At 42.2% G+C, this 26312-nt stretch carries 23 protein-coding genes and 1 other RNA gene; 21 read left to right on the top strand and 3 right to left on the bottom strand.

Annotation, left to right across the window (positions count from 1 at the left end; translation table 11 throughout):
- Positions 1-22: 22 nt before the first annotated feature.
- Positions 23-355, bottom strand: a complete 333-nt coding sequence (locus GFB48_RS11425; protein WP_205597731.1) for a YraN family protein — start codon at positions 353-355, stop codon at positions 23-25.
- Positions 356-357: 2 nt separating this feature from the next.
- Positions 358-2154 carry a penicillin-binding protein activator gene (locus tag GFB48_RS11420; RefSeq protein ID WP_163935574.1) on the bottom strand — a complete coding sequence of 599 codons (1797 nt, stop codon included), beginning with the start codon at positions 2152-2154 and terminating at the stop codon, positions 358-360.
- 154 nt (positions 2155-2308) lie between these two features.
- Here GFB48_RS11420 and rsmI point away from each other — a divergent pair, with 154 nt between their 5' ends.
- From rsmI to lpxC, 19 genes are all read left to right on the top strand, one after another.
- Positions 2309-3142 carry a 16S rRNA (cytidine(1402)-2'-O)-methyltransferase gene (gene rsmI / locus GFB48_RS11415; RefSeq protein WP_163935572.1) on the top strand — a complete coding sequence of 278 codons (834 nt, stop codon included), beginning with the start codon at positions 2309-2311 and terminating at the stop codon, positions 3140-3142.
- 48 nt (positions 3143-3190) lie between these two features.
- Positions 3191-3567: RNase P RNA component class A (gene rnpB, locus GFB48_RS11410), an RNA gene on the top strand.
- 136 nt (positions 3568-3703) lie between these two features.
- Positions 3704-4438: an HDOD domain-containing protein gene (locus GFB48_RS11405; protein WP_163935571.1), complete on the top strand. Its 735-nt coding sequence runs from the start codon at positions 3704-3706 to the stop codon at positions 4436-4438.
- Positions 4439-4633: 195 nt separating this feature from the next.
- Positions 4634-5092 carry a division/cell wall cluster transcriptional repressor MraZ gene (gene mraZ / locus GFB48_RS11400; protein ID WP_163935569.1) on the top strand — a complete coding sequence of 153 codons (459 nt, stop codon included), beginning with the start codon at positions 4634-4636 and terminating at the stop codon, positions 5090-5092.
- A gap of 9 nt (positions 5093-5101) precedes the next feature.
- On the top strand, positions 5102-6046 hold the full coding sequence (gene rsmH / locus GFB48_RS11395; RefSeq protein WP_163935567.1) for a 16S rRNA (cytosine(1402)-N(4))-methyltransferase RsmH: 945 nt from the start codon (positions 5102-5104) through the stop codon (positions 6044-6046).
- Between the two features lie 2 nt (positions 6047-6048).
- A complete protein-coding gene (gene ftsL, locus GFB48_RS11390; protein ID WP_163935565.1) occupies positions 6049-6363 on the top strand; it encodes a cell division protein FtsL in 315 nt (104 codons plus the stop codon).
- On the top strand, positions 6360-8111 hold the full coding sequence (locus GFB48_RS11385) for a penicillin-binding protein 2 (protein WP_163935562.1): 1752 nt from the start codon (positions 6360-6362) through the stop codon (positions 8109-8111). Before ftsL ends, GFB48_RS11385 begins: the two co-directional genes overlap by 4 nt.
- Positions 8108-9574: a UDP-N-acetylmuramoyl-L-alanyl-D-glutamate--2,6-diaminopimelate ligase gene (gene murE / locus GFB48_RS11380; RefSeq protein WP_163935559.1), complete on the top strand. Its 1467-nt coding sequence runs from the start codon at positions 8108-8110 to the stop codon at positions 9572-9574. The genes GFB48_RS11385 and murE overlap by 4 nt, the downstream gene beginning before the upstream one ends.
- Positions 9571-10929: a UDP-N-acetylmuramoyl-tripeptide--D-alanyl-D-alanine ligase gene (murF, locus tag GFB48_RS11375; RefSeq protein ID WP_163935556.1), complete on the top strand. Its 1359-nt coding sequence runs from the start codon at positions 9571-9573 to the stop codon at positions 10927-10929. Before murE ends, murF begins: the two co-directional genes overlap by 4 nt.
- Entirely contained in the window at positions 10930-12012 is a 1083-nt protein-coding gene (mraY, locus tag GFB48_RS11370; protein WP_163935553.1) for a phospho-N-acetylmuramoyl-pentapeptide-transferase, read from the top strand. It begins immediately after the preceding gene.
- Positions 12012-13316 (top strand): UDP-N-acetylmuramoyl-L-alanine--D-glutamate ligase, encoded by a 1305-nt coding sequence (murD, locus tag GFB48_RS11365; RefSeq protein ID WP_163935715.1) that lies wholly within the window; start codon positions 12012-12014, stop codon positions 13314-13316. The genes mraY and murD overlap by 1 nt, the downstream gene beginning before the upstream one ends.
- 3 nt (positions 13317-13319) lie before the next feature.
- A complete protein-coding gene (ftsW, locus tag GFB48_RS11360) occupies positions 13320-14525 on the top strand; it encodes a putative lipid II flippase FtsW (protein ID WP_163935551.1) in 1206 nt (401 codons plus the stop codon).
- Positions 14518-15594 (top strand): undecaprenyldiphospho-muramoylpentapeptide beta-N-acetylglucosaminyltransferase, encoded by a 1077-nt coding sequence (gene murG, locus GFB48_RS11355; RefSeq protein ID WP_163935549.1) that lies wholly within the window; start codon positions 14518-14520, stop codon positions 15592-15594. Before ftsW ends, murG begins: the two co-directional genes overlap by 8 nt.
- Complete coding sequence (gene murC / locus GFB48_RS11350) at positions 15587-17044, top strand: UDP-N-acetylmuramate--L-alanine ligase (protein WP_163935546.1); 1458 nt, start codon at positions 15587-15589, stop codon at positions 17042-17044. Before murG ends, murC begins: the two co-directional genes overlap by 8 nt.
- Positions 17034-17954, top strand: coding sequence for a D-alanine--D-alanine ligase (locus tag GFB48_RS11345; protein ID WP_163935544.1), 921 nt, complete (start codon positions 17034-17036; stop codon positions 17952-17954). Before murC ends, GFB48_RS11345 begins: the two co-directional genes overlap by 11 nt.
- Positions 17954-18676 carry a cell division protein FtsQ/DivIB gene (locus tag GFB48_RS11340; RefSeq protein WP_163935542.1) on the top strand — a complete coding sequence of 241 codons (723 nt, stop codon included), beginning with the start codon at positions 17954-17956 and terminating at the stop codon, positions 18674-18676. The genes GFB48_RS11345 and GFB48_RS11340 overlap by 1 nt, the downstream gene beginning before the upstream one ends.
- A gap of 13 nt (positions 18677-18689) precedes the next feature.
- Positions 18690-19934, top strand: coding sequence for a cell division protein FtsA (ftsA, locus tag GFB48_RS11335; protein ID WP_163935539.1), 1245 nt, complete (start codon positions 18690-18692; stop codon positions 19932-19934).
- A gap of 21 nt (positions 19935-19955) precedes the next feature.
- Entirely contained in the window at positions 19956-21140 is a 1185-nt protein-coding gene (ftsZ, locus tag GFB48_RS11330; RefSeq protein WP_163935536.1) for a cell division protein FtsZ, read from the top strand.
- A gap of 105 nt (positions 21141-21245) precedes the next feature.
- A complete protein-coding gene (gene lpxC / locus GFB48_RS11325) occupies positions 21246-22163 on the top strand; it encodes a UDP-3-O-acyl-N-acetylglucosamine deacetylase (RefSeq protein ID WP_163935533.1) in 918 nt (305 codons plus the stop codon).
- 15 nt (positions 22164-22178) lie between these two features.
- On the opposite strand, the gene GFB48_RS11320 is transcribed toward lpxC, so the two are convergent.
- The gene (locus tag GFB48_RS11320; RefSeq protein ID WP_163935530.1) at positions 22179-22619 is read right to left on the bottom strand and encodes a DUF721 domain-containing protein; all 441 of its coding nucleotides are present in this window, start codon (positions 22617-22619) and stop codon (positions 22179-22181) included.
- A 26-nt stretch (positions 22620-22645) separates the two neighbouring features.
- Between GFB48_RS11320 and GFB48_RS11315 the strand changes: the two genes are divergently transcribed.
- A complete protein-coding gene (locus GFB48_RS11315; RefSeq protein WP_163935527.1) occupies positions 22646-23530 on the top strand; it encodes a M23 family metallopeptidase in 885 nt (294 codons plus the stop codon).
- Positions 23531-23573: 43 nt separating this feature from the next.
- Positions 23574-26279, top strand: coding sequence for a preprotein translocase subunit SecA (gene secA, locus GFB48_RS11310; RefSeq protein WP_163935523.1), 2706 nt, complete (start codon positions 23574-23576; stop codon positions 26277-26279).
- Positions 26280-26312 lie beyond the last annotated feature (33 nt).

Raw genomic sequence — 26312 nt, 5'->3', positions numbered from 1 at the left:
TCTATAAGTAATTTGCAATTAATTATGCAGTAATAGCGTTTTTTAGCCAATGAAGTTGTTGTCCTTCAAAGGCAATAACGTCAATTCTATATGATTGCTTGATGTTATGCTGCTGAACATAAGCTTCAACAGCACGAATTATTTTCATTTTTTTGGCTTGGCTTATGGCCGCTAGCGCACCACCAAATTGTAATGTGCTTCGATATTTCACTTCAACAAAAACCCATTGATTGGCTTCTTTCATAACCAAATCAATTTCGCCAAATTTGTAGTTTATATTTTGGCCAACCAATTTTAACCCTTGGCTTTGCAGATATTGTGCAGCCTGCTTTTCGAATTCTTGGCCAAGGGTAATGCTCATTGTTTAATTAATCTTTTATTGTAAACCTGCCCCCAAGCTTGCTGGGCTTTTATTTGACCGTTAGCTTCACTGGTTAAGGCACCACTTAGCCCGGAAAACTGGTATTCATTAAATACTTTCATTTGCGCTAATTGTGGAATTAAAGCTAAGGCGTCATAACCAAAGGCAAATAATCTCTTTTGTGACAGTCCCCACTGAGGCCATACTTTTGCAATTAACTTCGCTTGCTCATTATCCGAGAAGATGATGGGCATATCATTAATCATCATTCCATTTAATTCACGGCCTAGCTGTGCGGCTGGAAGATTCGCTCGGCTTGCTGTGAAAGTTTTGATTTTAGTCCCTGCACGGGATAGGTTCACATCAATAAAAGGTTTTATCAGCTTAACCTCCTGGCCTGATGCAATGAGATAGATACCGTCGACATCGGTTCTTGACCGAAAGTCTGCTTCAACAGCCACATTTAAAAGGTTTTTAATTTTATTAATTCTGGTTAATGAGTCCGCACTGCCGAGAGCCTTTGCTACGATATCTTTTAAGTCGCGAGAGTTCTTATACTTATATGACTCAACTTGCACTCCAGTATGCTGATACCATTGCTGCGAAAAAGTATCGAACATCCTTTGACTGGTTGAATTTTGCTTATGAATTACGATAGGTCTTTTAATGCCTTGGCCAAATAAGTAATTGGCTGCATTTTCTGCTTCGGTGTTAGGCGACAAAGAGAAATAATATTTATGGCTATCCGCTTTGAGTTGCTGCGGATAGTTTAAAAATAGCTGATTTTGAGGTTGATTGTTCAAAGTAAGGGACTCATCCACTTCACTGCGAAGTAATGGACCAATTACAAACTCACTGCCTAGGTTTTGTACCTGCTGGTAGGCCAGCTCTAGCCCTTGCTCTGAATCTATAAAATGAACCACAGGGCGCTGTTCTACGGGAATTTGATAGAGTTTCGTTAGTATCCCATTGCGAATCGCTTGTGCTTGCTGAACCAGTTTTCCTTGTAATGGTAGAATCACCGCGACAGCATTAGGCTGATAGGCCTCTACTTCAATGGCAGCTTGCAGATTACTTGGCAGTTGTATGGCTGCCGGGTGATTTAGGTATTGTTGTTGCCACAGCAATAATTGCTGTTTTAATACATCTGGCTGTGACATATTGCGTTGAGTAACTCGCCCCAAATCAAGCCAGCCTTGGAAGGTATAATTAGCTTGTTGCTGGAATAGCTCTAAAGTTGATAGCGGAAGTTTAGAAATTGCTTGCCAGATTTGCTCATTCACTAGAGGGGTAGTGCTAGCTGGTGAAAGTTGAGTTAAGTTTTCCACTTGCTCTAAGGGTTGCCCTGTAAGCTGATAGATGCTGCTGGCCAAGAATAAAACCTCATCTTTTTGGTAAGTGGATAAGGGTTTTGTTTTAAGATCATCTAAAATCAGCAAAGCTTGATCGTTGTTGTCAGTAAGCTGCAAAAATTTAGCGGTTAGATACTGATGCTTGTATTTGAGTCTTGAATCTAAACTAACCTTATCACTGAGGCTGGTTAACAATGAGTTTGCTTGGTTAATTTGATGCGCTTCAAGATAAGCTTGTGCTGCTAGGAGCAAATGACCAATTTGATTAAAATTACTGTTGGCAGATTTTGATGCAGCAATGTGATGTTGGGCTGGTTGCTGTTGGTACTGTAGTGTTGATTGAGTATCCTTGGATTTTATTGGTTCAATTTTTTGACTACAGCCAGCGACTATAAATAAGAGGCTTAGCAATGGTAAAATTAATCTGCCGCAGCTTTTCATGTTGATTTCCATTAGGGTTAAAACTTTGATAAAGCGGAATTATACTGGTTTTATGTAGCTTAAAGCTGAACTAAACCAGAGATAGCGATAATTTTCGCCTATATAAGTTTACTCTGCCAAGCAAGCTTTATAAAGTAATTTACTGAGACATATTATGGACTTAATTCCCGCACTTTATGTAGTGCCCACCCCTATCGGTAATCTTGAAGACATTTCTCAAAGAGCGCTAAATGTACTTGAGAATGTGGATTTGATTGCCTGTGAAGATACTCGCCATAGTGGCAAACTATTAAGCCATTATGGGATCACCACCAAAACCACCGCTTTGCATGATCATAACGAAAAACAACGGGCAAGTTGGTTTGTCGAACAGATTAGAGCAGGTTTAAAAGTCGCTTTAATTTCCGATGCTGGCACGCCGTTAATTTCTGATCCTGGTTACCACCTAGTCAATACGCTCAGAGAAGCACAGCAAAAGGTCATCCCGTTACCAGGAGCCAGTGCGATGATCACCGCTCTAAGTGGTTCAGGCTTACCGTCGGATAGATTTAGTTTTGAGGGCTTTCTACCAGCCAAAGAAAAAGCCAGACTAGAGCTGATTTCACAACTCAGCCAAGATCCCAGAACATTAATATTCTATGAGTCCCCTAGGAGAATTATATTTGCTTTAACGGCCATTAATCAGGTGATACCTGAACGTGAGTTAGTTCTCGCCCGCGAACTCACGAAGACATTTGAAACTTTTCATCGTGGTAATGCATCAGAACTCATTTCGTTTTTTGAGCAATTTCCCGAACAGCAAAAAGGTGAAATGGTGTTGATGGTTAAAGGTTATCGTGCATCTGGAGATGATCTTTCTGTTAAAGCTATCGCAACCTTAGAATTGTTGGCCGCAGAAATGCCATTGAAGAAAGCTGCAGCGATTACTGCACAGATCTTTAATCTCAAGAAAAATCTTTTGTATAAATATGGGTTAGAGCACTTTTAGAGATGTTTTACTTGTAAAGCTAATATGGAGGCGTATAATTCGCGCCTTGGAGCAGGCCAGGCAATCGCTGCGTAATACTTGTTATTGCGGGGAGGAAAGTCCGGGCTTCATAGGACAGGGTGCCAGATAACGTCTGGGCGGCGCAAGCCGACGACCAGTGCAGCAGAGAGTATACCGCCGATGGCCCATTCTAGTAATGGTGCACAGGTAAGGGTGAAAGGGTGCGGTAAGAGCGCACCGCGCGATTGGTAACAATTCGTGGCACGGTAAACTCCACCCGAAGCAAGACCAAATAGGCCCCCGTATGGCGTGGTCCGCGTTGGGGGCGGGTAGGTTGCTTGAGCCATAAAGTGATTTATGGCCTAGAGGAATGATTGCCACCTCGCAAGAGGAGACAAAACCCGGCTTATCGGCCTGCTCCAAATCAAAATTATCCTTCTATGTAAATATTTACTTACTTTTTGTCGCTGTATAAATTGATAGCATCACAGTTATGATTGCTTGCTATGTTAAGGCGAAAAGTTTTAGTATGGATTTACATAAAGTTAGTAGGGAAAAGCAATGGAATTGCTAACAGAGCTCGATATAGAACAACAAGTTTTAGATAAAATTAGAAGTATCCTTAAAAATGAGGAGCAGGTTGTCGGTCGTCGAGAGATTCTTAGTGATTTGAAGGCAGCAATTGTTGCTGAATCGACCGTTAATTCCCTTTGTGATATTATTGCTAAAGACCCTGGGTTAGCCGCAGAAATGATGTGGCGCAGTAATTCTGTTATCCGTAATTGGAGTTCTCGCACTAAGGTGCGCTCTTTAAAAGATGCAGTGATTCGCTTGGGTGTCATTAACCTTTATCGTTATGCTTTTTCTTTTTATCTAAGAGAAAAATTTGAGCACTTGCATCAACCTTTTAAAAAGCTAGTCCATGGCTATTGGCATCTAAATGAGCAAATCGCCTCTGAATCAGTAGATGCTCTGTTTGATATCCCAGATAACCTAATCTCCCCTGAAGAAGTGCAGACCTTAGGGTTATTTTCTATGTTTGGCCAAATTGTTACTTTGACAGCGGCAGCCGTCGTCGATAGTGAAGGTGAGGTTTCCGTACCCGTAAGTTTGATTCGTTCAATCATGAATACTCACCAGAAAAAATTAACTTTGATGGCTTTCAGTGCCATGGGGCTTGATCCTGAATTGCAAATGGAGTTAATGGTTGCTTATGAACAAATTCCACCTAGTCAGGACTTAAGCCCTGGGGTGATCCTTAACCGAGTGTTAAGAAAGCGTAAGATAAACCTATAAATACTAAATACGCTTTAAAAACTTCAAGACCCTACAGGGTCTTTTTTTTTAATGGATCAAAGGGAGAGATCCTGAACATCATTTACGCTTTAGGGGAGTTTTAGCGCAGATCCCTTGACATTATTGCATTTAGATCTCTAAACTTGTCATTGTGGGTAAATGTGGTAATTTGTGGATCAATCAAGGAAGAATCTTATGTTTTCCGGAAGTTCATTACTAACGCTTGATAACAAGGGACGCTTTGCGGTTCCTAAGCGTTTACGTGAGCATCTTACAGAGGAAGACTCTCAGTCGCTTATCCTTACTTTAGATATTGCCTCCCCTTGTATTTTGATCTACCCAGAATTTGCATGGCAGAGTGTCGCTGCTAAGTTAATGAAATTGTCCGATACTAATAAGACAGAAAGAGCGGTAAAACGTTTATTGTTAGGCCATGCCCATGAAACTCAAATGGATAATAATGGCCGCATTCTGGTGCCTGGCGCTCTGAAAGAACAGTGTCAGTTAACTAAAAATGTGGCTTTGGTAGGGCAGTTAAATAAATTCGAGTTGTGGGATCTGCAATTATGGAATGAACAGATCCAATCAAGTAAACAACTCCTTGAACAGACAGATCTGACCGAGTTTGAATCTTTAAGTCAGTTCTCACTTTAGAGATAAATTATGAGTCAAGCCCTCCACAAAACAGTATTGCTGCACGAAGCGGTAGACGGTTTGGCTATCGAAGCTGATGGTATTTACATTGATGGTACCTTTGGCCGAGGTGGTCATTCAACGGAAATTCTTTCTCGTTTAGGGGAAAATGGTAGGTTAATTGCCATTGATCGAGACCCTAGTGCAATTCAAGCCGCTAAAATGTTTGCTGATGATAAACGCTTTCAGATCGTTCATGGTGGTTTTGCTGGTTTAGCTGAATACGTTGAAGCGTTAGGTTTAACTGGCAAAATTGATGGCATTCTTCTCGATCTCGGCGTCTCGAGTCCACAACTAGACGATCCCCAACGGGGCTTTAGCTTTATGCGAGATGGGCCATTGGATATGCGCATGGATTTTTCTCAAGGTCGTACCGCAGCGGATTGGTTAAACAGTGCTGAAGCAGATGACATTGCCTGGGTTCTTAAAAATTATGGTGAAGAAAAGTTTGCCAAGAAAATTGCCCGTGCCATTGTTCATGATCGCGTAGAAGAGCCTTTTACTTCAACTAAGCAGTTGGCTGATTTAATTGGTCGTTTACTTCGTTCAAAGGAAAAGCATAAGCATCCAGCGACTCGCTCTTTTCAAGCAATTAGAATTTATATTAATAGTGAGTTAGAGCAGATAGAGCAAGCCCTATTAGGTGCCCTTAAAGTGTTGCGTGTTGGTGGTCAATTATCAGTGATTAGTTTCCATTCACTTGAAGATCGAATCGTAAAACGCTTTATACGCCGTCACTCCCAAGGTGAGCAGCCCCCAATGGGCTTGCCATTAACGGAGGAGCAAATTAATAAAACCAAAAGACTAAAACCTATTGGCAAAGCGAAAAAGCCTACCGAGCAAGAAATAGAGATGAATCCTAGAGCAAGAAGCTCGGTATTAAGGGTTGCCCAGAGACTCCCTGGAGAAGTGTGATCATGAATAATCAATATGTATCGCTACCTAAAATTATCTGGCAAGACATAATGGCCCACAAATTCACTGTATTGTTAGCTTTAACTGTGCTGATAACAGCACTTTATAGCTTGCAATTGAGTGAAAAAAATCGAGCCCTTGCTGGACGTTGGAGTGATGCATTGGAACGCCGAGATGAATTAAATATTCACTGGCGTCACTTGCTTATTGAGGAGCAAACTTTGTCAGAGCACAGTCGGATAACCACTTCGGCTAAGAAAAGTTTACACATGGTTCGTTTAGCCCCTTCGCAAGAAAAGGTAATTAAAATCCAATGAAGGCCAAAGTAAAAGCCAATATTAGACCAGAATTAAGTCCGGGCAGGTTTAAGTTTCTTGTCTGGTTGCTTAGTTTTATCTTTATTGTGCTGGTGGCTAAGGCAGCTTCAATTCAAGTGATATCTCCGGATAAGCTGAGGCATGAGAGTGATATTCGTTCAGTTAGAACTAACGAGCTTGAAGTTCAGCGAGGGTTAATCACAGACCGTTATAATGACATGCTTGCTGTCAGTGTGCCTATGCTAGCACTTGTTGCTGATCCGCAATTAATCGCTCAGAATGATGGCTTTGCTGATGTTAATCGATGGCAAGCTTTAGCTGAAGTAATTGGTGTGCCTTATGCGAAAATTAAACATAGAATAGAATCGAATCCAAAGCTTCGCTGGTTATATTTAAAAAGGCAGCTTACCCCTGGTGTTGCAAACTACATTAGGCAGTTAAAATTACCTGGACTGTTATTAAGCGAAGAGTCAAGACGCTATTACCCAGCGGGAGAAACGATAGCGCAGCTCATTGGTATAACCAATATTGATGATCAGGGTATTGAAGGCATCGAAAGGGCTTATGATCAATGGCTAACTGGTACCAGTGATAAAGTTGATATTAGGCGTAATAATACCGGTGAAGTTGTAGAGATATTATCTGAGATAAAATCTGGAAAGCCATCCAAAGATCTTAATCTAAGTATTGATCTCAGAATTCAATCTTTAGCTTATCAAGAATTGAAAAATGCAACGGCTAACTTAAATGCTACATCAGCATCTTTAGTCGTCTTGGATGTCAAAACCGGTGAAATCTTGGCGATGGCCAATACACCGAGTTTTAATCCCAATGTAACGAGTCAGCGTCAGCCTTTTAGGGTTCGAAATAGAGCTATTAGTGATACCTTTGAACCAGGCTCGACAGTTAAGCCATTCGTTATTGCTGCGGCTTTAGAAGCTGGAGTGCTAAAACCTGAAGAAGTCATTGCAACTTCACCAGGATATATGCGACTTGGTGGTTCTTATGTTCGAGATGGTCGAGATCTAGGTGATTTGACGGTTCAGCAAGTGTTATTAAAGTCCTCGAATGTCGGAACCAGTAAAATTGCTCAGCGAATGCCGGCTCAAGAAATTTTAGGCACTTATTATGCTTTGGGGTTAGGTTCATTTAGTGGTTTGCAGCTCAACGGTGAGCAGGATGGCTTAATCAATGAAAGGTACCGTTGGTCAGACTTTGAAAAGGCCACTTTATCATTTGGTTATGGCTTTACTGTAACGACCTTGCAGATGGCGCGCATGTACAGTGTTCTGGCTAATGAGGGTAAAATGATGCCGGTCACGATACTCAAAAGAGCAAAAGTTGATGGTGAAGTGCAATTGCCCGAGGCGACCCAAGTGCTTTCAAAAGAAGTCGCCGATAAAGTATTAAAAATGTTAGTTGGTATTACCAAACCAGGTGGTACCGCTTTAAAAGCTCATATTGAAGGTTATCCAGTAGCTGGCAAAACTGGTACTAGTGAAAAAGCGGTAGCTGGAGGGTATGGCAATGATTATGTGGCATCGTTTGTTGGGGTTGCACCAGCACATGATCCAAAATTAGTAATTGCGGTGATGATCAATGAACCTAAAGGTGATGATTATCATGGTGGTGATGCAGCAGCTCCAGTGTTCGCCAAAGTGATGGCAGGTGCATTACAAATGCTGAACGTTGAGCCTGTGATTGAACAGCAATTGCAGTTTGTAAATTTGCAAGAGAGGGTGAGATGACCTTAATTAGCCAATTATTGGCTCCTTGGTTTCCCTATAGTGGTACTGAGCAATTTAATAATATTCATTTAGATAGTCGCCAGCTACAAGCTGGCGACTTGTTTGTTGCTGTGGCGGGTCATCAGGTTGATGGTCGGCAGTTTATTAATAGTGCTATCTCTGCTGGCGCGGTTGCAGTGATACAAGAAACGAATCAATCCAACCTCCATGGCCAAGTGGAATACCAGCAGCAATGTCCAGTAATTTCATTTTTTGGGTTAAGCAGGGAACTGTCTCAACTTGGGATGCAAGCTTATCCACTTGAGTCAGCGTTAAACACGTTGTTAGCGGTGACTGGCACTAATGGCAAAACTTCTGTGACCCAGCTAATGGCGCAACTTGTTACCTTATGTGGTCAGCCTGCTGCGGTATTTGGTACCAATGGTAACGGTCTTTGGGGGAGCCTAGAGCAATCTCTGAATACCACTTCAGACCCACTGACCATTTGTCGTAATGTACACCATTTTGCTGAGCAAGGTGCCCACTGGCAAATGTTGGAAGTTTCCTCCCATGGCCTCGTGCAAGGACGAACTTCAGCACTGCCATTTAAAGGCGCTGTATTTACCAACCTTAGTAGGGATCACCTTGATTATCATGGTGATATGGATAATTACGCGTTGGCTAAAAGGCGTTTATTTGATTATCCCAATTTACGTTATAAGTTATTTAATATTGATGACAGTTACGGTGCGCTGTGGCAGTCACAGTACCAAGGTGATAGTTATGGTTATTCAGTATCTAATGCCAATGCCCATTATCATATTGGCCATGCTCGTTTTCATGAGTCAGGTGTAGAAGCTGAAATTGTGACCCCTAAAGGCCGCTTTACAATTAACTCACCACTATTAGGTGAATTTAATTTATCGAATTTGTTGGCCGCCTTAGCGATGCTCGATCTAGCTGGTCTCGGCATCGACAAAACTGCTCAGATGGTCACTAAATTGACCCCTATTGATGGTCGAATGGAAAAGTTTGCGCAACAACATAAAGCGACCATTGTTGTCGATTATGCCCATACGCCTGATGCGCTAAAAGTAGCATTACAAGCATTACAAAAACATTGCCAAGGCAAACTTTGGTGTGTCTTTGGCTGTGGCGGTGATAGGGATAGAGGTAAGCGGCCATTGATGACCGATGCTGCCATATCGAACGCCGATAGGGTTGTGTTGACGGCAGATAATCCAAGATCAGAGTTGGTCTCACAAATCCTTTCGGATATGACTTCAGAGCTGGCTGATAAATCTTCAGTCAAGGTAATTGAAGATCGTCAACAAGCGATAGCTTATGCTTTAGAGCACGCAAAAGCTGAAGATGTTATTTTGGTCGCAGGCAAAGGTCACGAGACCTATCAAGAAATTCGCGGTATTAAGCACCCTTATAACGAACGTGCCTATGTGGCAAAGCTGATGGAAGTGAACCAATGATCCCTTTGACACTGCAGCAAATCGCTGCTTACTTAGGTGGTCGCTTGGTTGGTGAAGACGCTACCATTACAAATGTCAGTACAGATTCCAAAAATGTGACTAAGGATACGTTGTTTATCGCTCTAATTGGTGAGCGTTTTGATGCTCACCAATTCGTCGCGCAAGCGTTAGAGTGCGCAACCGCAGCGGTGGTAAGCCAAGCTATTGAAACTAACAAGTCATATATTTTAGTTGATGACACCAAAAGAGCACTCGGGCTTTTAGGAAAGTTGGTTATTAGTCAACTGTCGCTATTTAAGTTTGCCATTACCGGAAGTTGTGGAAAGACAACCGTAAAAGAAATGCTTAATAGTATTATGTCTAATGAGCATAATACTCTAGCAACGGCAGGTAATTTTAATAACGATATTGGTGCACCATTGACCATGTTGCGCTTTGGTCCAGAGCAGCAAGTTGGGATTTTTGAATTAGGCGCCAATCATCAACATGAAATTGATTACACCAGTGGCTTGGTTGAGCCAGACGTCGCTTTAGTCAATAACATTGGTGCAGCTCACATAGAAGGGTTTGGCTCTTTACAAGGGGTTGCCCAAGCAAAATCAGAAATATATAAGCATCTTGGTTCACAAGGTGTCGCTGTATTAAATGCTGACGATGCTTTTTATCCTTTCCTTAAGCAGCAAGCAAGCCATTGTCGGAATCTCAGCTTTGGTTTGTCAGCCAGTGCTCAAGTTCGTGCCCAAAATTTGCAAGCAGATGAATTAGCTCGCTATCAATTTGAACTTTGTTATGGTGAACAACGTCAACCTGTAAAACTACAGCTTAATGGGAAGCATCAGGTACTGAATGCCCTAGCTGCTGCGGCAATGGCAATTGCTGCAGACGTCTCATTAGAGGTCATCGCAAAGGGGTTACAGGCGTTGCAAGCTGTCTCTGGCAGGCTGTTACCGCACTATTTTGGTGGTAAAACGGTCATTGATGATACCTACAATGCCAACCCTACTTCAGTAAATGCCGCTATTGATGTGCTCGCTCAAAGTTCCGTTAGTATGCTTATCCTTGGCGACTTTGCGGAATTGGGGGATACGACTGAAGCCGGTCACCGCCAAGTAGGGGCGTATGCAAAACAGCAAGGTATTGATTTTGTGTTGACCTTAGGAAGCGTCAGTAAATACACCTCAATCATGGCCGATGGCGTTCATTTTGAGCAGTTACCAGCATTACTGAATTACTTATCAGATTTCTTGTCAAAACAACCTCAGCTGACCATTTTAGTCAAAGGTTCTCGAGGAGCTAGAATGGAACGTGTTATCAGCGCTTTAAAACAACAATATCAAAATGGGGAGTGGCGCTAGATGTTTGTCTACTTATCCGAATACCTTACTCAGTTTTATACTGGTTTTAATGTATTTTCTTATCTTACTTTCAGAGCCATCCTTGGTTTACTTACCGCGATGGTATTTAGCTTATGGATAGGCCCTAAACTGATTAGACGTCTGCAATTAATGCAAATTGGCCAAGTTGTCAGACATGATGGTCCTGAGTCTCACTTAAGTAAGCATGGCACGCCAACAATGGGCGGAATCATGATTTTAGCGGGCATTTTTATCTCCGTTTTATTATGGGGTGATCTGGATAATCGCTATGTGTGGGTATTACTTGTGGTGTTAGGAGCTTTTGGTGCGATCGGTTTTGTCGATGATTACCGTAAGGTGATCCGTAAAGATCCTGCGGGTTTAATTGCAAGGTGGAAGTATTTCTGGCAGTCAGTCATTGCATTAGCTATAGCCTGTTATTTGTACTGGAGTGCCCAAGTACCTGGTGATACGCAATTTGTTGTGCCCTTCTTTAAGGATGTGATGCCACAACTGGGGCTAATGTTTATTGTAATTTGTTACTTTGCCATTGTTGGTAGTTCTAATGCGGTTAATTTAACGGATGGCTTAGATGGACTAGCCATTATGCCCACCATAATGGTTGCGGCGGCATTTGCATTAGTTGCCTACCTTACAGGCCATACCGAGTTTGCCAAATATTTGCATATTCCATACATCCCAGATGTGGGTGAAGTCGCGATTGTCTGCACTGCAGTAGTGGGGGCTGGCTTGGGCTTTTTATGGTTTAACACTTATCCAGCACAAGTGTTTATGGGCGATGTGGGTTCACTTGCATTAGGTGCTTTGCTTGGTGCGATTGCCGTGGTCGTTCGTCAAGAAGTGATGTTAATTGTAATGGGCGGGATTTTCGTGATCGAAACCCTTTCCGTGATCTTACAAGTTGGCTCTTATAAGTTACGGGGGCAAAGGATCTTCAGAATGGCGCCAATTCATCACCATTACGAGTTAAAAGGTTGGCCAGAACCAAGAGTCATTGTGCGCTTTTGGATCATCTCTTTATGTTTGGTGCTAATGGGATTAGCCATGTTGAAGTTGAGGTAATGGTGAGTACGCACATTGTTCTTGGCTTGGGTGCCACAGGTTTGTCAGTCGTTCGCTTTTTAGTGAACAAAGGCATCACGCCCGTTGTTTGGGATAGCCGTTCGAAACCTCCTGGGGAAGACCAATTCACTGAGCTTTACCCGCAATTAACTTTAGGTAAAGGCGCTTGGCCAGAGAAGTTAATGCTAGAAGCGAAACAGTTAATTGTTAGCCCAGGGATCGCGATAGCAACAAAAGAGATTGCCGCCGCCGCAGCTAATGGGGTTGAAGTTATTGGTGATGTGGAACTGTTTGCCAGAGAGATCAATCAAATAGCTAACCCTCCAAAATTGGTGGGTATTACCGGCTCAAATGGAAAGTCTACGGTAACTGAATTAGTTGCCCATATGGCGAAGCAAGCGGGATTAAAATCTGCGGTTGGCGGAAATATTGGAGTGCCAATGTTGACTCTGCTAGAGCAGGATTTAGATTTAATCGCTGTTGAACTTTCAAGTTTTCAATTGGAAACTACCCGCAGTCTCAATCTGGATGTTGCTACGGTATTAAATGTTAGCGCTGATCATCTTGACCGTTATCCTAGCTTTGATGCATATCGTCAAGCTAAGCTAGGGATTTATAACCAAGCAAAGCATGCTTTAATCAATTTAGACGATCCATTAACCCATTGCGATCATCAGAGTTTACAAAGCTTTTCTATTGAGCAAGCCCAAGCTGATTGGTATTTAGCAGGTGATAGCCTATTTCACCAAGGCAAGCCCATTGCCAATAGTGAGCAGTTTCAGTTAGTGGGCAGACATAATATGGCAAATATCCTGGCGGCGTTGGCGCTCACCAACGCGCTCGATTTGCCTATCAGCAAAACGCTAGCGGCAGCAGAAAGTTACCAAGGTCTGCCACATAGATGCCAGCTTGTATTTAAGCTCAATGGTGTTAGCTTTGTTGATGATTCTAAAGCAACTAATATAGGTGCGACTTTAGCTGCTTTAGATGGATTTAAGGACAACTTAGCAAAATTAATTTTAATTGCTGGTGGAGACGCTAAAGGTGCAGATGTAAGCGAGCTGAGTCAAGCTTTGGCTAAAGTGAAAAACCTGATATGTCTCGGTCAAGATGGTGATAAAATTGCACAACTTAAAAATGGTGGTCAATTTGTCGATAGCATGGCTGAGGCTGTTAAACGTGCTAAACAGTTAGCCGAGCCCGGCGATATTATTTTACTTAGCCCAGCTTGTGCCAGTATCGATATGTACCCTAATTACATGGCTAGGGGTAAAGATTTTGTCGCGAAGGCTCAAGGGATTTAGGCAATGGCAGAGCAACAATTATCACTTTTTAAAGGAACCAAGCGCTTATCATTTAATTTAAGCTCTGGTCCCAATATTGGTGAGCAGCTTTATGATAGAAGCTTATTAGTGTTAATTGTTGGGCTGATCCTTTTTGGTTTTGTGATGGTCAGCTCTGCTTCAGTGCAAGAAGCCATTTCATTAGGAAAGTCACAATATTATTTTATTGAACGGCATGCTTTTTATTTATTAGTGGCTGCCTTAACGGCTTGGATTGTACTGAGAGTTGAAGTTGAAACTTGGTTAAAAGGTTCCATCTTAATTTATGGATTAGGCCTGTTGGGGCTGATCTTAATATACACACCTTTAGGGATAGAGGTTAATGGCTCTACTCGTTGGTTAGGTGCTGGTGTGGCTAGAGTTCAGGTATCTGAATTTGCGAAGCTTTGTTTGATTATTTATGTATCAAGTTTTATCGCTCGACACCTAGAGCAGATCAGAATCGTTAAATTTGGCTTCTTAAAGCCGATTGCAGCATGGCTGCTCTTTGCTGCACTCGTATTCAACCAGCCTGATTTAGGTTCTGTGGTAGTGCTTTTTATGATCACACTCGGATTACTCTTTCTAGCTGGTTCAAGCATGAGTGTGTTTTTGAGTTTGTCGGGTGCTGGACTGTTACTATTTAGCTACGCTGCCATATTTGAAGAATATCGTTTACGTCGATTAATGTCATTTTTAGACCCTTGGCAAGATCCACTAGGTGACGGGTATCAATTAACCCATTCGTTGATGGCTTATGGCAGGGGAGATTGGTTTGGGCAAGGCCTTGGTAACAGTATTCAGAAACTAGAATATTTGCCAGAGGCGCATACCGATTTTATTTTTTCAATTATTGGTGAAGAGCTTGGATTCGTTGGCGTTGTTATCGTTCTAGCTTTGCTTTTTTATTTGATGGCAAAAGCCTTCCTTATAGGAAAGAAGTGTATCTTAGTGGAGCAGGCTTTCGCAGGTTACGTCAGTTGGGGCATTGCGATTTGGGTGGGCTTTCAAACGACAGTTAATCTCGGTATGGGTATAGGTCTATTGCCTACCAAAGGATTAACCTTGCCATTTATAAGTTATGGCGGTTCAAGTCTAGTGGCGATGACAATGGCAGGGGCTTTATTAATTAGAATCGATTTTGAATATCGCTTGTCTCAACAAAAGCAGTTAAAGATCAAAGATGAGTAAACAAAGAAAACTATTAGTTATGGCCGGCGGCACAGGGGGGCATGTTTTTCCTGCTTTAGCCGTTGCAAAAGAATTAGCTCAGCAGGGTTGGCAAATCCATTGGCTGGGAACACCTAAAAGAATGGAAGCCCAGCTTGTACCTCAGCATGGCATAGACATTAGCTTTATAGATGTAGAGGGAGTTCGTGGTAATGGCCTGCTACGTCTCCTTAAATCGCCTTTTAAAATTTGGCAGGCTATTAGGCAAGCTAAGAAAGTGATCGCACAGCAACAGCCAGATGTTGCTCTTGGGATGGGCGGATTTGCCAGCGGTCCTGGCGGCGTCGCGGCTAAGATGATGGGGTTACCGTTAATTATTCATGAACAAAATGCGACAGCAGGTTTAACGAATAAATTACTGGCTAAGATTGCGAATGTAAATTTATGTGCTTTTAATCAAGCGTTAGTCAATGCACAAGTGGTTGGGAATCCAGTCCGTCAAGAGATGCAACCGGTCACAACTGAAAAAACACATGCAGGAATTAGATTATTAGTTGTCGGTGGTAGCTTAGGGGCTCAGGTACTTAATGAGCAGGTGCCTCAAGCAGTGGCACTTATCCACAATGATGTAGAGCTGCACATATGGCATCAGACAGGTAAAGGTAAAAAAGATAAGGTTGAACAAGCTTATCAGTATCCTGACAATGTCAAGGTAGTAGAGTTTATCGATGATATGGCAGAGGCTTATCAGTGGGCAGATATTGTCATTTGTCGAAGTGGTGCATTAACAGTATCAGAATTGGCTGCAGTGGGGCTACCGAGTATTTTGGTTCCTTATCCACATGCGGTTGATGATCATCAGACTAAAAATGGGCAGTATTTAGTGGACGCAGGTGGGGCTAAGTTGATGCCTCAAAGTCAGTTGAGCCCTGAGGGGTTGGCAGCAATGGTATTGGAACTGGCTATAGATGAACAATTACAGCACATGTCTGCAGCAGCATTAAGTTGTGCTAGATATGATGCAACGGCAGTTGTGGCACAAAAGTGTCTAGAACTTGCACAGCAGTATGAAGGAACAAGTCATGTCTAAGAAGGCAAACTTACGTAATATGATCCCCGAAATGGGGCGTGTTAAGAAAATTCACTTTGTTGGCATTGGTGGTGCTGGCATGGGGGGGATTGCAGAAGTATTGGTCAATGAAGGTTACCAAATTAGTGGTTCCGATGTTGCAGAAAATGGCGTAACAGCAAGGCTTAAATCTTTAGGCGCCAATATCTTTTTAGGCCATAGCAAAGAAGCTGTTCAAGGTGTCGACGTAGTGGTGGTATCGACTGCCATCGATCCTAACAATCCAGAAATACAAGCAGCCACTGACATGCGTATACCTGTGATCAGAAGGGCAGAAATGCTCGCTGAATTAATGCGTTTTAGACATGGCATTGCCGTTGCGGGTACCCATGGCAAGACTACCACCACGAGTTTAATTGCGAGTGTTTACGGTGAAGCACAGAGGGATCCAACATTTGTGATTGGTGGTTTGTTAAACAGTGCAGGTACTAATGCCCAGTTAGGGTCGAGTCGCACCTTAATTGCCGAAGCGGATGAATCTGATGCCAGCTTTTTACATTTGCAGCCGATGGTTGCAGTCGTTACCAATATTGAAGCTGACCATATGGATACTTATGGTGGAGACTTTGAAGTACTGAAGAAAACCTTCATTGAATTTTTGCATAATCTGCCTTTTTACGGGGTCGCTGTTTTATGTATCGACTGTCCAGTTGTCCGTTCATTGTTACCTGAAATTGGCCGTAAATTTATTACTTATGGCTTTAGTGAGGATGCAGATGTTAGGGCGGTTGACTGTTCCCAAAGCCAAGGTCAAACACGTTTTAAGGTACAAGCAAAAGGCTACCAAGAAGTGGAATTAGTCTTAAATTTACCTGGTGAACATAATATTTTAAATGCATTAGCGGCGATAGCTGTGGCCCGTGAGGATGACATTGATGATAGTGCCATTACTTCTGCGTTCATGGGCTTTCAAGGGATTGGTCGACGTTTTCAACAACTAGGTCATTATCCAATCGATAATGGTGAAGTTATGCTAGTGGATGATTATGGCCATCACCCAACTGAAGTAGCCGCTACCATTAAAGCGGTCAGAGAAGGTTGGCCTGATAAGCGTTTAGTGATGATTTATCAGCCCCACAGATACAGCCGCACGCGCGATCTATTTGAAGACTTTGTTGAAGTGCTTTCCCAGGTAGATACGCTGCTATTACTTGAAGTATACAGTGCTGGTGAGTCCCCTATTATTGGTGCCGATGGTCGTGCATTGGCTCGAGCGATAAGACAACGCGGTGCAGTAGAGCCGATTTTCGTAGCGGAACAGCATCAGTTAGCAGGGGTATTGGCTGATGTGATGAAAGCCAACGATCTGGTGTTAACCCAGGGGGCCGGAAGTGTTGGCCAAATATCAAAACAATTAGCATCAATGGCAATGAAAATAGAAGTAATGAAAGGCAGTATCAATGAGCAATAAAGTAACCAATGTTGCAGTATTAATGGGAGGCTCCTCAGCAGAAAGGGAGGTGTCATTAAAATCTGGTGCCGCAGTATTAAGAGCTTTTGAAAAATTAGCGATACCCGCTTTTGGTTTTGATCCTGCACAAAGATCGCTAACAGACCTAATAGCAGCAAAGCCAACCCAGGTGTTTATCGCTTTGCACGGCCGAGGTGGTGAGGATGGCACCATGCAAGGTGCCTTAGAGCAACTTGGCCTAGCCTACACTGGTTCGAGAGTATTAGGTTCTGCCTTAGCCATGGATAAAGTTCGATGTAAACAAATTTGGCAAAATATAGGATTACCTACCGCGAGTTACCAAGTGATAAATGATGCCAAGATTACGCTGCAGCAGGCTCAAGCTATCATCGATGAACTAGGTGGCAAAGTATTTGTAAAACCGGCTAAAGAAGGCTCAAGTGTCGGTATGTCAATCGCAACCTCAGCACAACAGTTGCTGGATGCAGTTACACTTGCAAGTCAATATGATACGGAATTACTGGTTGAGCAATATATTGATGGCGAAGAATTTACGGTCGCGATTGTTGATGGTCAAGTGCTGCCTTCAATTAGAATGCAAACACCGAATGAGTTTTATGATTATGAGGCCAAGTATCTAACCAATACTACCGAATATTTTTGTCCGAGTGGGATAAGTCAAACTCAAGAGCAAATACTGGGTCAAATTGCGTTACAAGCTTATGATGCTGTCGCCGTATCTGGTTGGGGCAGAGTTGACTTTATGCAAGATAGACAAGGTAATTTTTACCTATTGGAAATTAATACGGCACCAGGGATGACCGAAAAAAGCTTAGTACCTTTAGCCGCCAAACAAGCAGGGATGAGTTTTGAACAATTAGTGCTCAGATTAACTGAGGCAGCTCATTAATGCCAACGCAGTCAGCAAAGCCGGTAGTACAGTTACAGACCTATATAGGCCTGATGTTTTTGCTGTTGGTTTTGTTGATCATGAGTTTATTGGCTGTTCGATTTTATAATCAACTGCAAGATGCGGATAAATCGCCAATTAATAATATATATTTGCAAGGTGAAAGAAGTAAAACTTCAGACCAGCAGATACGTTTGGCGATATCAGAGATAGCCGCTGCAGGTTTGTTTATCTCTGATATGCGCGCCATTATGGATAAAGTGGAAAGTTTACCTTGGGTATACAAAGCCTCAGTTAGAAGGCAATGGCCAGATGCCATTATTATTCAGATTAAAGAGCAGCAACCCATCGCGAGATGGAATGATGAAGGTTGGTTAAATAAACAAGGGCAGATATTTACAGCAGGTTATCGTTTTGAACTGCAGCATTTACCGAAAATATTTGCTAAAGATCAGCAATTGGAACAAGTTTGGCCGCTACTAGAACAAATAGAAGTAGAACTGAATAAAGCGGGATTAATATTAGATCAATTACATTTGAATAGTCGCGATGCTTGTCAGGTGAATTTAGCTAATGGCTTGATTTTAAAGTTGGGAAAACGAGATAAAATTGGTAGGATCGCAAGGTTTGTTGCTAGTTATTCTCAGTTAAAGCAGCAACAGCAGCAATTTGACTATGTTGATTTAAGATATGACACAGGCTTTGCTGTCGGAAAATTATAATAATGGCGAATACATGACTAAACACCTAGAAACAACACTTATTGCAGGGCTTGACATTGGTACTTCAAAAACAGTCGCATTAATTGGCGAGCTGCTTGAAGATGGTCAAATCAGTGTTATTGGTGTTGGTGAACAAGTGTCCAGAGGTATGGATAAAGGCGGAGTCAATGATCTCGACTCAGTGGTGCAAAGTATTACCCGTGCACTGCATCAGGCCGAAGCCATGGCTGAATGTGAAGTTAATTCAGTTATGCTCAGTATCTCAGGAAAGCATATCAGTTGTCAGAATGAACAAGGTATGGACACCATTGATGAAGAGGAAGTCACTCAGGATAACGTAGATAACGTTATTTATATGGCGCGCTCTGTAAAAATGCCTAATGAACGAAAAGTGTTACATGTATTGCCTCAAGAATTCATTATAGATAACCTACAAGACGGTATTCGCAATCCAATTGGCATGTCGGGCATGCGTTTAGAGGCAAAAGTTCACATGATCACTTGTGCGAGTGATATGGCTAAAAATATTACTAAATGTGCACAAAGAGCGGGTTTAAGTGTAGATGACAGCGATATTGTATTCTCTGGATTGGCCTCAGCAGAAGCAGTCTTAACCGAGGATGAGAAAGCCTTGGGGGTATGCCTTATTGATATTGGTGGTGGTACGACTGATATTGTGGTTTATACCAATGGGGTCATTAGACATATTGCGGTAGTACCGATTGCAGGTAATCAGGCGACTACAGATATCGCTAAAATATTCCGAACGCCCTTGGCTAACGCAGAGGAAATTAAAGTTAAATATGCCTGCGCCAAAGCTTCTCTGGCGAATAAAACTCAGGGGATAGAAGTCCCATCAGTTGGGGGGCGAGATGCACGCAGTATGTCGGTGCAAACGTTAGCTGAAGTGGTTGAGCCAAGATATACAGAGTTTTTTGAATTGGTTCTAGAAGAATTAAAAGCGAGTGGCTTTGATGAGCAAATTGCTGCCGGCATTGTATTAACTGGTGGTACAGTTAAAATCGACGGTGTCATTGAAGTCGCTGAATCGTGTTTTGGTATGCCTGTAAGAGTGGCTAATCCGAACACCCTTAAGGGTTACAATAATTTAATTGAAGGGCCACAATACGCAACGGCTCAAGGCTTGTTACATATGGCCGCAAAGCAATTATTGGATCATAACTCTGAAAAAACTAAATCAAAGTCCTTTAAGAATATATTCAGCCAGCTTCAAAGCTGGGTGAAAAAGAACCTCTAAATATAAAATGGAGAAATTGCCATGTTCGATATAATGGAGCAAGCAACAGAAGATGCCGTAATTAAGGTTATTGGTGTTGGTGGCGGCGGTGGTAATGCTGTTGAGCACATGGTTGCTCAAACGATCGAAGGGGTAGAATTTATTGTTGCCAATACGGATGCGCAAGCTTTAAGAAAGTCAAATGCGGAGTCATCCATTCAGATTGGTAAAGACATTACTAAAGGTTTAGGAGCTGGAGCTAAGCCAGAAATTGGCCGCCAAGCAGCAGAAGAAGACCGCGAAGCTTTGCGAGCTGCGCTTGCTGGTGCTGATATGGTATTTATTGCCGCTGGGATGGGCGGTGGCACTGGTACTGGGGCAGCTCCTGTTGTGGCAGAGATTGCCAAAGAGCAGGGGATTTTAACCGTTGCAGTAGTGACCAAGCCTTTTCCCTTTGAAGGTAAAAAGCGCATGGACCATGCTAATGCGGGTATCGAGCAATTAGCCAAGAGCGTGGATTCTTTAATTACTATCCCTAATGAAAAATTACTAAAAGTATTGGGTCGTGGTACTAGCCTTTTAGATGCCTTTGCCGCTGCTAATAATGTGCTTTTAGGTGCTGTTCAGGGCATTGCTGAGCTGATCACGCGCCCAGGTTTAATTAACGTTGATTTTGCAGATGTTAAAACCGTCATGTCAGAAATGGGCAATGCCATGATGGGGGCAGGTGTGGCAAGCGGGGAAAATCGCGCGGAAGAAGCAGCAGAAGCGGCGGTGGCAAGTCCATTACTTGAGGACATTGATCTAGCTGGCGCTAAGGGTGTGTTAGTTAACATCACAGCTGGTATGGATATCAGTATCGAAGAATTTGAAACTGTAGGTAGTGCCGTCAGAGCTTATGCATCAGAGCAAGCTACTTTTGTGGTTGGTGCGGTAATTGATATGGAAATGAGCGACGAACTCAGAGTAACGGTCGTGGCAACTGGTATTGGCCAGGAAGCGAAACCTGATATTACCCTGGTGACTAAAGCTGAGGTTAAAAAGGACGCAGTGCTTAAACCAGAACCAATCATTCCAATGGTTGAGTCTAGTGCAGAATTAAGAGCCGAATCTCAAGATGATTTAAGGGCAGCCTCAGAAGGGGTTAAAAGCAACGCTCAACCGGTGACAGCAAGCGAGCCAGATTACCTAGATATTCCAGCTTTTTTCAGAAAACAGGCTGACTAGAGGAATAAAATGACCGATACCGGCTCGGTTTTTTGTGTTTTGGCGGTTTTATGGTAATATTGCCGCCGTTTTGCGTAATTAAGTATTAACATAAGTGGTTTCTGAATGATTTTTCAAAGAACAGTAAAGCAAATTGTTACGGTTACCGGAGTTGGTTTACACTCGGGAGAAAAGGTTAATTTAACGATTAAGCCTGCTGCTATTAATAGTGGCATTACTCTTGTGCGTACCGATTTAAGCCCTAATGTAACTATTGCTGCCGATGCTGATTTAGTAAAAGAAACAACTCTATGTACTGCACTCGTTAATGAGCTAGGCGTCAAAGTTTCAACTATTGAACACCTTTTTTCTGCTTTAGCCGGTTTAGGTATTGATAACGCTATTATTGAAGTTGATGCTCCAGAAATCCCAATTATGGACGGCAGTGCTAGCCCTTTTGTTTATTTACTTCAATCTGTTGGCATTGAATCACAATCTGCACCCAAAAAATACTTAAAAATTACTAAGCCTATCCGTGTTGAGGATGGTGATAAGTGGGCAGAGTTTCATCCTTATCAAGGGTTTAAACTAGATTTTGCGATTGATTTTGAGCACCCAGTGATTTCAAAATCTTTACAGCGTATGCAAATGGATTTCTCTAGTGATACTTTTATCAAGGAAATTTCTAAAGCACGTACGTTTGGTTTTATGCGAGATATTGAATACCTACGAGCAAATAATCTAGCGCTAGGTGGAAGTATGGAAAATGCAGTCGTGCTTGACGAGTTTAAAGTACTCAATCCGAATGGCCTTCGTGACGACAATGAATTTATAAAACATAAAATTCTAGATGCCTTTGGTGATTTATATCTGGCAGGTTACGCAATATTAGGTGAATTTAAGGCCTATAAAACCGGACATGCATTGAATAATCAGTTAGTTAGAGCTTTGTTATCTCAACAAGAAGCTTGGGAACTGGTGAGCTTCGAAGAGCCCGAACAAGTACCAGTGAAGTTCTGGGCTGGTGCGACGACTACAGCCTAATTGATAAAATATAACCTATCGGCTGGCTTTTGAAGCCAGCCGTTTTAGTTTTTCAGCTAGGGGGCCGCCTATTTGATTTGCAAGTTCTTCAATATGAGCGGCAGCCTTGGGTGATAGCTGATTGTTGTTGGTAGGTTTGTTAACCTGTGTTTTAAGCATTTGGGGATTGACTTTTAATTCAATTGCCGAGAGCATAGGCATATGCTTTGTTCTTAAGTCCTGAATTATTTGAGATTTTTGGAAGTTAAAGCGAGCAGCCCAAACAGCACTGTCTATGGCAATATAAAGGATGCCTTGACGAAAATTAACCACCTTTATATGAGTAGCTAATTCCTTAGTGATATTCTGCTTTAGCCATTGGTCCAGTTGATTTAGCTTTTCTGCATGATGGAGTATCTCAGTTAATGAACCTGAATTACTAAGATTTTGTAGGGATTTGGGGAACTGTTTCATCATGCAAAATAATAAGGTTAAGTAAGTAAATGAGTGTAACAGTTTTATTTAGAACTAGAAAAGGAATTAAACAGTTCTCAATTGTTAGGCCTATCTTGAGCCTAACCGTTTTTGCGTCGGTTATCGCGGTAGCTACTTTATTTATTCCTAAACAAGCGCAGCATGTTGCTGAGGCATCAAATAATTCTGCTCAACTTGAGCAAATTGCTCAATTAAAGCAGCAAACCCAGCAGCAGTTATCTATGCTTGCCGCTAAAGTGGGGGTTTTGCAAGCCAAATTAGCACGTGCTGAGGCGGTTGGTAAAGCTTTAGCAGAGCAGGCGAATATTAGTGAACAATTCAACTTTGATGAGGAAATTGGCTTGGGTGGCCGTTCGACTTCAGGTGCTGAAGTTGAAATTAGTACTCTTCTACAGCAAATTAATGATCTTGAGAACAAAATAAATCAAACCGAACATTATTTCGGGTTACTTGAAACGGTCGACCGTAATCACCATATCTATTCTCAGCAATATTTATCTGGCAGACCAATTGTTAAAGGTTGGATGTCTTCACCTTACGGAATGCGTAACGACCCTTTTAATGGTCGACGCACTATGCATAAAGGAGTAGACTTTGCAGGTAAAGACGGTTCACCTGTAGTTGCAACTGGTGCGGGTGTAGTAACTTGGGCAAACACTATGTTTGGCTATGGAAAATTAGTAGAAATTGACCATGGTAACGGTTTAAAGACCCGTTATGGGCATTCACGAGAAATTTTAGTGAATGTCGGTGATGTGGTTTCCAAAGGGCAAGAGGTCGCATTGATGGGAAGTACTGGTCGTTCTACTGGTCCCCATGTACACTATGAAGTGTTAAAAAATGGTGCACAAATTGACCCTAAAAAGTATGTATATAGAAGAGCTCTAAACTGATATTAGTTGTAGTGCAAATAATGATTTAATAAAGTGAATTCAGATGTTTGGTAATTTATTAACAAAAATTTTTGGCAGTAGTAACGATCGTACTATTAAGCGTTTAAGAAAAAATATTGATCTAATTAACGCGTTAGAAGAAAAGTACCAGGCATGTAGTGATGCCGAGCTTAAGGCTAAAACCGCTGAATTCAAACAACAACTTGCTGATGGTGCAACATTAGAAGATATTCTTGATGATGCCTTTGCGGTTGTTCGTGAAGCTAGTGTGCGAGTTTTCGGAATGCGTCATTTCGATGTCCAGCTCATTGGTGGCATTGTTTTACATGATAATAAAATCGCAGAAATGCGTACAGGTGAGGGTAAAACATTAACCGCTACCCTTCCTGCCTATTTACATGGCCTGACTGGTAAAGGTGTTCACGTCATCACGGTCAACGATTATCTTGCACAGCGTGATGCGGATAATAACCGTCCTTTGTTTGAGTTTCTTGGGCTTACTGTAGCAGTCAATATTCATGGTTTAACGCAACAGCAGAAAAAACAAGCCTACGCTGCCGATATTACCTATGGTACCAATAACGAGTTTGGTTTTGACTACCTACGCGATAACATGGCCTTTACTGCTGAGGAGCGTGTTCAACGTCCTCTAAATTACGCATTGATTGATGAAGTAGACTCTATCTTGATTGATGAAGCGCGTACACCGCTAATTATCTCTGGTGCCGCTGAAGACTCTTCAGATAACTACACTAGAATTAATGCCATCATCCCTAAGCTAATTCGTCAAGAAAAAGAAGATACCGAAGAAGAAATCGGTGAAGGCGATTATCATGTTGATGAAAAAGGTAAGCAGGTCAACCTAACAGAACGTGGTCAAGAGAAGGTCGAGCTCCTGCTCGCTGAAATTGGTTTACTACCAGCAGGTGAGTCACTGTATTCGGCGAATAATATTTCTCTATTGCATCACGTTAATGCTGCGTTACGTGCACATAGTTTATTTGAAAAAGATGTCGATTATATTGTCCAAGATGGCACTATCGTCATTGTTGATGAACATACTGGCCGTACGATGGAAGGCCGTCGTTGGTCTGAAGGTTTACATCAAGCTGTTGAAGCAAAAGAGGGGGTTCAGATCCAAAATGAGAACCAAACTTTGGCTTCTATTACCTTCCAAAATTACTTCAGAATGTATAATCATCTAGCCGGTATGACAGGTACTGCAGATACTGAAGCATTCGAATTTAGACATATTTACGGTTTGGATACGGTTGTTATTCCTACCAACAAGCCAATGATCCGCGATGACCGTTCTGATCTTGTTTATTTGACGGCAATGGAAAAGTTTAATGCCATCATCGAAGATATTGTAGATTGTCAAAAACGTGGCCAGCCAGTGCTTGTTGGCACCATCAGTATTGAAATGTCTGAGTTACTGGCGAGCTTGCTTCGTAAAGCCAAAATTAAGCACAATGTGCTCAATGCTAAGTTCCATGAAAAAGAGGCACAGATTATTGCTGATGCGGGCTTACCTGGTGCAGTAACCATTGCAACTAACATGGCCGGTCGTGGAACCGATATTGTCCTAGGGGGCAATTGGCTGGCTGAACAAGCACAAGCGAAAGATCAATCAGAGGCTAATTTAGCTAAGATTAAGCAGCAGTGGCAGCTACGTCACCAACAAGTTCTAGATGCTGGCGGCCTACATATTATTGGCACTGAGCGTCATGAGTCACGCCGTATTGACAATCAATTACGTGGCCGTGCTGGACGTCAGGGGGATGCAGGTTCTTCACGCTTTTATCTATCCATGGAAGATGCCCTAATGCGAATTTTCGCCTCTGACCGTGTCACTAACATGATGAAACGATTGGGCATGGAAGAGGGCGAAGCGATTGAGCACCCATGGGTAACCAAGGCGATTGAAAATGCTCAGCGTAAAGTAGAACAGCGTAACTTTGATATACGTAAGCAGTTGTTAGAATACGATGATGTGGCTAATGATCAGCGTACGATCATTTATGAACAGCGTAATCAATTAATGGAAGAAGCTGACATCAGTGAAACAATCAAGAGCATCAGTATTGATGTTATAGAAGATGTTTTTGCACAGTATATTCCGCCACAGTCTCTAGAAGAAATGTGGGATGTAGCCGGTTTAGAAAGTCGTCTAAAGCAAGACTTCAATCTTGTTTTACCATTGGCTAAATGGCTAGATGAAGAAGATGACCTTCACGAAGAAACGCTTCGTGAGCGAATCATTGATGCTTGGTTCAGTGCATACGAAGCTAAAGAAAAGATGGTTGGTGCAGAAGGGTTGCGTCATTTTGAAAAAGCGATAATGCTGCGCACATTAGATAATCTATGGAAAGAGCATTTGGCTGCAATGGACCATTTGCGTCAGGGTATTCACCTACGTGGTTATGCACAAAAGAACCCTAAGCAAGAGTATAAGCGAGAGTCATTTGAGCTGTTTGAAAACTTACTTGACGCCCTTAAAAATGAAGTGGTGGCGATATTATCTAAAGTGCAAGTTTCAGCTGAATCTGAAGTTGAAGAAATGGAAGCAAGACGCCGAGCTGCTGAAGAACAACGCATTAAGCAGTATCAACATGAGCAGTCGCAAGCGCTTACTGATGAGATAGAAAATAGAACAGCAGTACGCGAAGGGCCTAAAGTAGGAAGAAATGAACCTTGCCCATGTGGTTCAGGCAAAAAATATAAACAGTGCCATGGTAAATTAAACTAATTTAATTACTTTGTTTAAAAAGCGGCTTATGGC

Origin of the sequence: Paraferrimonas sp. SM1919 (assembly GCF_010993985.1) — a bacterium.
Classification (GTDB): domain Bacteria; phylum Pseudomonadota; class Gammaproteobacteria; order Enterobacterales; family Shewanellaceae; genus SM1919.
Note: the sequence above shows the minus strand (reverse complement) of the source record. Positions and strands in the feature narration are given on the sequence as shown.

Coding starts and splice junctions, on each gene's coding strand:
- ftsL (WP_163935565.1), top strand. CDS start 6,049: ATGAATAATCAATATGTATCGCTACCTAAAATTATCTGGCAAGACATA.
- GFB48_RS11405 (WP_163935571.1), top strand. CDS start 3,704: ATGGAATTGCTAACAGAGCTCGATATAGAACAACAAGTTTTAGATAAA.
- ftsA (WP_163935539.1), top strand. CDS start 18,690: ATGACTAAACACCTAGAAACAACACTTATTGCAGGGCTTGACATTGGT.
- GFB48_RS11315 (WP_163935527.1), top strand. CDS start 22,646: ATGAGTGTAACAGTTTTATTTAGAACTAGAAAAGGAATTAAACAGTTC.
- murE (WP_163935559.1), top strand. CDS start 8,108: ATGACCTTAATTAGCCAATTATTGGCTCCTTGGTTTCCCTATAGTGGT.
- rsmI (WP_163935572.1), top strand. CDS start 2,309: ATGGACTTAATTCCCGCACTTTATGTAGTGCCCACCCCTATCGGTAAT.
- murF (WP_163935556.1), top strand. CDS start 9,571: ATGATCCCTTTGACACTGCAGCAAATCGCTGCTTACTTAGGTGGTCGC.
- murC (WP_163935546.1), top strand. CDS start 15,587: ATGTCTAAGAAGGCAAACTTACGTAATATGATCCCCGAAATGGGGCGT.
- rsmH (WP_163935567.1), top strand. CDS start 5,102: ATGAGTCAAGCCCTCCACAAAACAGTATTGCTGCACGAAGCGGTAGAC.
- murD (WP_163935715.1), top strand. CDS start 12,012: ATGGTGAGTACGCACATTGTTCTTGGCTTGGGTGCCACAGGTTTGTCA.
- GFB48_RS11420 (WP_163935574.1), bottom strand. CDS start 2,154: ATGAAAAGCTGCGGCAGATTAATTTTACCATTGCTAAGCCTCTTATTT.
- lpxC (WP_163935533.1), top strand. CDS start 21,246: ATGATTTTTCAAAGAACAGTAAAGCAAATTGTTACGGTTACCGGAGTT.
- murG (WP_163935549.1), top strand. CDS start 14,518: ATGAGTAAACAAAGAAAACTATTAGTTATGGCCGGCGGCACAGGGGGG.
- GFB48_RS11340 (WP_163935542.1), top strand. CDS start 17,954: ATGCCAACGCAGTCAGCAAAGCCGGTAGTACAGTTACAGACCTATATA.
- ftsZ (WP_163935536.1), top strand. CDS start 19,956: ATGTTCGATATAATGGAGCAAGCAACAGAAGATGCCGTAATTAAGGTT.
- mraZ (WP_163935569.1), top strand. CDS start 4,634: ATGTTTTCCGGAAGTTCATTACTAACGCTTGATAACAAGGGACGCTTT.
- GFB48_RS11320 (WP_163935530.1), bottom strand. CDS start 22,619: ATGATGAAACAGTTCCCCAAATCCCTACAAAATCTTAGTAATTCAGGT.
- ftsW (WP_163935551.1), top strand. CDS start 13,320: ATGGCAGAGCAACAATTATCACTTTTTAAAGGAACCAAGCGCTTATCA.
- GFB48_RS11385 (WP_163935562.1), top strand. CDS start 6,360: ATGAAGGCCAAAGTAAAAGCCAATATTAGACCAGAATTAAGTCCGGGC.
- GFB48_RS11345 (WP_163935544.1), top strand. CDS start 17,034: ATGAGCAATAAAGTAACCAATGTTGCAGTATTAATGGGAGGCTCCTCA.
- secA (WP_163935523.1), top strand. CDS start 23,574: ATGTTTGGTAATTTATTAACAAAAATTTTTGGCAGTAGTAACGATCGT.
- mraY (WP_163935553.1), top strand. CDS start 10,930: ATGTTTGTCTACTTATCCGAATACCTTACTCAGTTTTATACTGGTTTT.